Source organism: Microcoleus sp. FACHB-831, assembly GCF_014695585.1.
Taxonomy (GTDB): domain Bacteria; phylum Cyanobacteriota; class Cyanobacteriia; order Cyanobacteriales; family FACHB-T130; genus FACHB-831.
Window position 1 is genome coordinate 1 of the sequence record NZ_JACJON010000008.1, and the last position, 7,434, is coordinate 7,434.

3 protein-coding genes and 2 pseudogenes are annotated in these 7,434 nt (G+C 44.9%); 2 read left to right on the plus strand and 3 right to left on the minus strand.

The features are described 5' to 3' along the window. Nucleotides 1-176, plus strand: a pseudogene (locus H6F77_RS27655) (IS630-like element ISMae26 family transposase); the annotation flags it as partial. 96 nt (nt 177-272) lie between these two features. Here the strand turns inward: H6F77_RS27655 and H6F77_RS00185 are convergent. Next, on the minus strand, nt 273-1,550 hold the full coding sequence (locus H6F77_RS00185; protein WP_190484078.1) for a ParB/RepB/Spo0J family partition protein: 1,278 nt from the start codon (nt 1,548-1,550) through the stop codon (nt 273-275). Between the two features lie 149 nt (nt 1,551-1,699). Then, nucleotides 1,700-4,996: a DUF3987 domain-containing protein gene (locus H6F77_RS00190; RefSeq protein WP_190484080.1), complete on the minus strand. Its 3,297-nt coding sequence runs from the start codon at nt 4,994-4,996 to the stop codon at nt 1,700-1,702. A gap of 874 nt (nt 4,997-5,870) precedes the next feature. Between H6F77_RS00190 and H6F77_RS00195 the strand changes: the two genes are divergently transcribed. Next, the gene (locus H6F77_RS00195; RefSeq protein WP_190484081.1) at nt 5,871-6,953 is read left to right on the plus strand and encodes a hypothetical protein; all 1,083 of its coding nucleotides are present in this window, start codon (nt 5,871-5,873) and stop codon (nt 6,951-6,953) included. Between the two features lie 304 nt (nt 6,954-7,257). Here H6F77_RS00195 and H6F77_RS27660 read toward each other — a convergent pair. After that, nucleotides 7,258-7,434: pseudogene (locus H6F77_RS27660) on the minus strand (IS630-like element ISMae26 family transposase); the annotation flags it as partial.

A 7,434-nucleotide genomic window follows, 5' to 3' on the forward strand; every position in this document is an offset into this window, starting at 1 on the left:
CCCGATTTCTCACCAATTGAAAATTGTTGGTCGAAAGTCAAAAGTATACTACGTTCGCTCAGTCCCAGAAATTATCCAGATTTAGCCAAAGCAATTGAAGAAGCTTTTAATAAGTGTCTCTACAAGATATCCGTAACTGGTTTACTCACTCCTGTTATTGTACCTCACTAGAGTAGTAAACGCTATATATTTTTAACTAAATTATTCTAAAGTTTAAGATATTAACTAAATTTTTTTCTATAGGTATACATCGATAACAAAATATTTAAAAATTACATAGTATTGCTATAAAATCTACTCTCAATCAATTGTAAGTGTTCTAGTTCCTTATTTTTAAGGCAGTGTTGCTTTTGGATAAAATTAAGGATTAATTCATCCAAACCACTTAGTTCCTTGTGTTTTCTAAGCTCTAGAACCCGTTGGGCGATGTTTAGCTCAATTCCATCAATTTTTAGCACATCTTTACCCATCAGCTTGATAACGCTCGCTCCCATGTTCACCGTTAAAATGCCTGTTAACGATACTGCCAGCACCTCTCCCCAGTACCCGTTCCACTTCAGCAAATCTCCGGCATTTTTCATGTAACTCAAATTCACCTGAACCAAATCAGCCGCAGCGAAAGTCAAGGGATTGCCTGCTGGTTGCTCCTGTGCCTCAAAATTGGGGTTAAGGGCGCAAGTCTTGGCTTTGAGATGCGCGATCGCTTTTATAGTAGTATCGGCTAATCCTGTAGAAAGCACCTGCAAAATACGTTCGCGCCATTGTGAAGGCGATTTGAGCAATTTATAAGCAGCATCAATGGATTGCTTATTTAAAACCTTTTTCCAAGCGTTGGCTAACTCTGGGTTATCCTGTTGCATTAAATCAATGGCTTTCAACACTTTAGAAGCCCGGTCGTAACTGCTACCACCTAATCCCACCCGCACGGATACCCGATTGCGGGTGCGTCTAGCTTCCTGTGAACCATCCAAAGAGTTCACATTCTCCATGTGGGTAAATTTACCCTTTATCCGTTCGGGTAAATTTACCCGAACGGTATTGGGCTGATTCTGCTTCAGTCCGGCTACTTGCCTTTGCTTGGCAGAGGCTACTTCCACCAATTCCCAATACCAGCCTTCTCGAATGCGTTGTTCGACGGTTCGGTTCCGGTATGTGTTTTCCCGCAACAGCAACGCCAGTTCGTCCATCGGCGAATCAAACTGCTTCACTTCCACTGGCACTGTTGACCATCCCAAGATGATGGCAGCTCGGTTGCGGCGATGTCCGCTAATAATAGTACCAGAAGGGGTGACGATCAAGGGGCGAATTTCACGCCCAAGTTTTATTAATTCCACCAAATCAGAGACATCTTCATCCAAACCGTAAATATATGCGTTCGTGGGATGAGGGGTGAGTTTAAGAGGATTAATTTCCTTAGTAGATAGCCCAATCAGATATTGAACGCTGTCAAAACACTCACATATCACGTTTGATGTTGATGGCTGCTTTTCGAGTGCTGGACTATCGCCATTACTCAAATTTTCCGGCTGCTTGCAACTTAAGTTATCCATCGACGACTCAAACTTAAATGCTCAAAACTTTGTTTTGTTTGCTGGAATGCCAATAGCCGTTCAACTTTCTCCTAACTTTGAGGAAAACCTATTACTAAGCAGGGAGGCAAGTGGAGAAAAAATGCACGACAGACAAGACAACTGGTTGTTTAACCAGCTCCAGCCGTTGCTGACCGCACCCATGCTGCTGGATACCATTCTGGTCTTCCAGTGTCAGTAGGCATGATAGGAACATAATCCGAACCGGGTTGAGCCGCCATTTTTGGATGTTGTGCTGGATCGATGACAGCGGCACTTACTCCTATCCGGTAGTAGCTCAACATCACTCTTTCGCCCACCTTAAACCCTTTCCAAGAAGGTGTAGAGGTATCTGTATCTGAAAGGGAGATATGCGCATCTTGCTCTCGCTCAAAGGTTGCGTCTGAAACATCTATCTTAGATGAGGTCATTTCGATGATACTGAGGTCACTCAAAGCTGATTTCTTGTGAGTTCCCTCATTTGTGTCAATTGTGTCAACTGAAACTTGAAAACCTTGCCTTATTGGAGGTTCGGGCATTGACACTTCTGCCAATGGGGTGTCAATCGCGTCAATTTTACTAATACTGTCTTTAGATATAGATGTCAGCCCCTGACCTGATATTTCTGATGGAGAGCCGTCCTCCGAAGTATCTGTCCGAACAGTTGACAATTGACATTCTGAGTGACAGTTTCTGTCAACCGACCCAACCTTAGTCATAACAGCGTACTTAGTTACTGAACTGACAAATTGACAACTGCTACCGCTGCGATCTTCACCCTTCTTGTCTTGAGAAGAGGTATTAACTGGTAGGGGAATATAAACCATCTGAGATTCTTTCCCAACAATGCGACCATACCCAGCGCTAGCTAGAGTTTGCATCAGCTGGCGAATTTGCTCATTCGCCATCTTTCTCAAGGTACGAATCCCGCTTTTGAGGGTAGAGGCAGTAACCTGCCCGGTTCGTTCGGCAAATTTCTGTACCTTCAGCCCTAGTCCTGCTAATCCCGCATCTGGAGAATTATGGGTATGAATCAAACGGTACTGCCACATATAATAAGCAGCTAACTCAATTGCCTTCTCCATCGTGTCCCCATTAACTACCTGAGATGGTCGTTCGCCTCGGAGCACTGCATTGACGATATGCAGCCATAATGCTAAACGAGCGGTGTAGGCTTCGATTTTGGGGAAGGCTACCTGTAACCCAAAGTCATCTTCAGCAAGTTGGGCATCAACTAACTGGTGTTGCCAAATTTCCAGCAATTGCTTAGCTTCGTGGCTCAACAGGTAATCCTGCTCGGGAACTTTCTCCAGCTCCACGTATAAGTAGGTCAAGGCTTCAGAGATTCCTGTATCCTGCTCCTCTTCTAGCAGCCGCAGGTAGCGCAAAGGTGTTTTAGCCGCACAGAAGAGCCAGCGTGCAAAGTTACCGTTGAAGTCTTTGTGGTCCCCCATCAGTTTGCCCAAAACTTCCCACTGATAGCCTCCAGTGCGAGAAATGGCAGAACGCGGCAAACAAACAGACTTTTCTGCCCTGTCATAAAGAATGGCTCCGCCGTTCCATTGGTCTAGTTCAGCCTCCTCATCGGCACCATGACCGCCCCGGTACTGGTTACGAGCCTTAGTGTTGGCTGCTAATTCATCGCGGTAATAAAGCAGTCCTCTAGGGTTTTGACCGTGGATGCGTTGCAGGGTTTCCAGGGTGATGTCTTTGGTCAGATAGCGTTTACGCGTGGGAGCTGATAATGGTTTTTCCGAAGTCTCGCTACTGGGCTTTTTACGTTTGTTTGCTTCTTGCTCTGCCTGATAGTCTGCTTGCTCTTCAAGATAGGATTTGTACGCTTCGGTTTCTAAAGCTACTAAGGGATCTAGAATAACTCGTTGAGCTGGGGTTTTCATGGAACCGGAGTTGGCGACAATCGCAGTCCAAAAAACCAAAGGTTGCGTGTATTTGACGCTAGGTTTAATAACAATTCTGGCAGCAGTACCCACCCGCGAAGCAGCAGCTGGGAGCAGAGTGGTGAAAAGAAACTCTGGAGCAGTAGGCATCGCCAAAGCTGTCTGGGTCACTATTTCTGCAAACCAAGGTTCTAGGTAACGGTAGAGATTGAGTTGAGTTGGTTGAGTCTTGATAAGATTGGCAAGTTTCTTCGCTGCCTCGGCTTGATCAGTTTGTAAGTCCACTTCAATTGCCAAGTCCTTGGCTAATTTCTCAACCTCCCGATAGGGATACCTGCTGGTGCGAGCGAGATCCATCAGAGCGACATCTCGTAGCGATGGCGTGTCATAGCGGTCGAGAATTTCTAAAATGCGATCGCGCAAAGACATTGCTTCTACTGACCTCGTTCCAGCTGCAGTTAGGGGGTGCGGTGATGGACTATCAAATTGGTTATTCTGGCTTTGGTTTTGTTGCCGATCCAGTTCGGTTTTTGCCAGGATTGTTGCTGCTTGGAAATCTGACCAGGTATAGCCTGCATCCAGAGCATTACTTACATCCCAACCCTTGAGATCGCACCCATCTGGCATGGGAACTTTAGCTATCCGTCCTCGACCTGCCAATGCGTTGGCAAGTTTTTTGGCTCCTTCATCGCCTGGAATGGTTCCATCTTTGCGCGGTTCGTCGTTGCGGTCGAAAAAGATGGTGATAATCCCCGGTAGGTGTTTGAGGTGTTCTTGTTTGGGTACGGTATTGCAACCTGCGGTGGAACAGCAAACCGCAACCTTAGCTTTCTGCTGACGAGCTAACCAGCCCAGGCGCATGGCATCCCATTCACCCTCGCAATACCAGGTAGCTTCTGCATTTTCAGGTAAGTACGTAAACCAGATTGTTGCAGGGACACCGTATTGGCACCATTTGCTAACATAGTCGGGCCTTGTATCCCCGACCAACCAGGGAGCCACCCGCATCTTCTTATAAAACTGTCCCGATTCCTTAGTAGGGATGTAGATTGCGATTGACCAGTAGCACTCACGAGTCTCTGGCTTGTTTTCATTAGGAGTAATCCAACGTTGCTCAAGTCCCAATCGATAGTGCCGAATCATTTCTTGAGAAAAGCCGCGAGCTTCGAGCCATAATAGTGCCTGCTGTTGAGGAGTTCCCTGACGATGTAGCAATCGCTTATTGGATTGCTCAAGCTGCTTCTGAGTTACCGTACATTTAAAGGCTTTCTGCGTCGCTGATTTTTGTCGGTAATGGATTGGCAGCAAACCCGATAGGTTAATCGGCTGACTTGGTGGTGGAGCGCCCAATGCTGCCCGGATCTGTGCCGTATTGCAACCTCGGTAGCACCAGTATTTGCCATCAGAATTAACAAATAAATTTTTTTGTCCCTTCTTGCCGTCTTCAAGGCAGCTAGGGCAAGCAGCGCGACCTTTAGCATCAAAATCAACCAATTCTCGAATTGCAAAGTGTTTGGGCGTAATATCCATATCGGTCAAAAACTCCGGGATTGTTGGTTGTACGGAGCTAAGACAGCGGAAAAAGTACGACCCTCACTTACGGTCTGACGGAAACCCATGCTACACTTAAAATAGCCCCAAAGAAGGTTGTAGCTCGCAGGTAGTACTGCGTAGTTTCAATTCAGTTTCGTAAGTTGTGAGAAGACGCAGATTTTCGTTGTTGTCTCTAGCTTATTGGTATTGAACTTAATAAGCCAAAAGCGTCAAGAATGCGATCGCAAGGATTCTTGGCGCTTTTGGTTGTTTACGTTACTTGGTGAAATGCAAGCTTGCTTAAGGCAAGCAATGCTGATGCTGGTTGCAAACATAGCACCCCTACTTCAGTTTAGTAATAGACATTCCGCTTTTAAATTGGTGTGGAATGTTGAGAGGCTAACATTGAAAACTTGCAATTTCAAGAGGGCTGATATCACTTATACGCCGGAGTCACAGGTAAAACGAGCTGTTTATACGCCGGAGTCACAGGTAAAACTATACGCCGGAGTCACAGGTAAAACGAGCTGTTTATACGCCGGAGTCACAGGTAAAACTATACGCCAGAGTCACAGGTCAACTTCCAGATGCACCACGTAATCAGCATTCCAAAAATCAACCCAAAAAAACTATACGCCGGAGTCACAGGTAAAACTATACGCCGGAGTCACAGGTAAAACGAGCTGTTTATACGCCGGAGTCACAGGTAAAACTATACGCCGGAGTCACAGGTAAAACTATACGCCGGAGTCACAGATCTTAATGAAGTTTTGTTACATTTGGCAGTTACTGGTTTCTAAACAACATGACACTCATCTAAAGTAAACTGCTCTTGATAAAATTTGCTCAAACAGTGGGTACGGTACTAGGTGTGAGCAAAAAAGATTCTATTTTTCCGGTAGATGGACAACTGCTGATGGTGCTGCCTAGGGCGGGAGCTTCGATTAGAAATCCCGATGTAAGATTACCGATTCTTCGGAAAGATGCAGAGGGTTATTATTTGGAGATGCGGGTTGATGCTAGCTCACAAGACAAAAGCGAAGTAGCCCTTACTCGTCGAGTATCGTTGGAGAACCTAACAGAATTGGAGTGGGAGGAACTGAAAGCTCACTATGCCAATCTAGATTTGAAAGCTTGTACAGACCAAGGCATAAGCAAGGGATTAGAAAAAATTCAAGACCGTCGAGTGCAGCGCTTGTTCGTGGCATTGCTGACATTTTTAAATCAAAGACAGGTTGCAATTGTGTTGTTTTTGTATAAAAAAGCAGCCGAGCAGGGTAATAGCTCTTTAGTTTCTTTTCGTTCCAACGAACTTTTGGAGAGTTTGGGCTATACCCCTGCTAAAGATGGTAGTATCACAGCTCGATCGCGATCGCAGCTTAACCAAGATTTGGTTGCTCTCCACAGAACCGAACTTGTACTCGCTCAGTCTCTCAAAAAAGGCAACACCATGGGAGCGAAGGTCATTGTCAAAAGTATCCTCCGCATCCGAGACTATGAAATCGATAACGTGCCGAGAGACTTTGATTTACTCAAGGCTGCCGATTACACTTATGAGCTAGCAGATGCTTACACCGTAGCGCTGGAATTTTTTGAGGGGCCGAGCCGGACGGGAGACTGCGTGTTGTTTTCCAAGAGCATCGACACAACTCAAAAATGGGGAAGTAATGCCAAGCACGACTATAAAATGAAGCTGCTGATTTATCTGGCTAGCCGTATGAAATGGGATACACCGCTCTATGGAGAATATCTAGTAATTTCTAAGCAATATCTATTTAAAAATCTCGACCTCTTGGGCAGTAACGCATCTAGAAATAACCAAATTTTGTGGCGAACTATTGAGGAACTGAAGCAGGATGGGTACGTTTTGGAGGCGCAAGAGTTACCTGGAAAGCGGAATATGGCTAATATCCAGTTTCAAATTAATCCTGAAAAACTTCGCTGCAACCAATAGACCTGTCCCAAATATATCCCTCTTCCGTCACTCTCCCGGAAGGCAAACTCCAAAATCTCTATTCTGTCAATCAATACAATCTAAGCTGTTGTGCATTTAAACTGTGATAATAGCATTCATTCAAAAGCTAAGCTAATGTAATAAATACTCTAGCTCTTCAATTGATTTGAACAGTCGATTAGCAACATATTCTTTTGTAAAATGTCATGCCAATTCAATTAAGTTATAGTCCGGGCTATATTCCGGGAGAAATTATAAATGAAGATTAGGCATCTCTGCTTCAATCTTCTCGATATAGCGTTTACTACTCTAGTGAGGTACAGTAACAGGAGTGAGTAAACCAGTTACGGATATCTTGTAGAGACACTTTATTAAAAGCTTCTTCAATTGCTTTGGCTAAATCTGGATAATTTCTGGGACTGAGCGAACGTAGTATACTTTTGACTTTCGACCAACAATTTTCAATTGGTGAGAAATCGGG

Coding starts and splice junctions, on each gene's coding strand:
- H6F77_RS00190 (WP_190484080.1), bottom strand. CDS start 4,996: ATGGATATTACGCCCAAACACTTTGCAATTCGAGAATTGGTTGATTTT.
- H6F77_RS00185 (WP_190484078.1), bottom strand. CDS start 1,550: ATGGATAACTTAAGTTGCAAGCAGCCGGAAAATTTGAGTAATGGCGAT.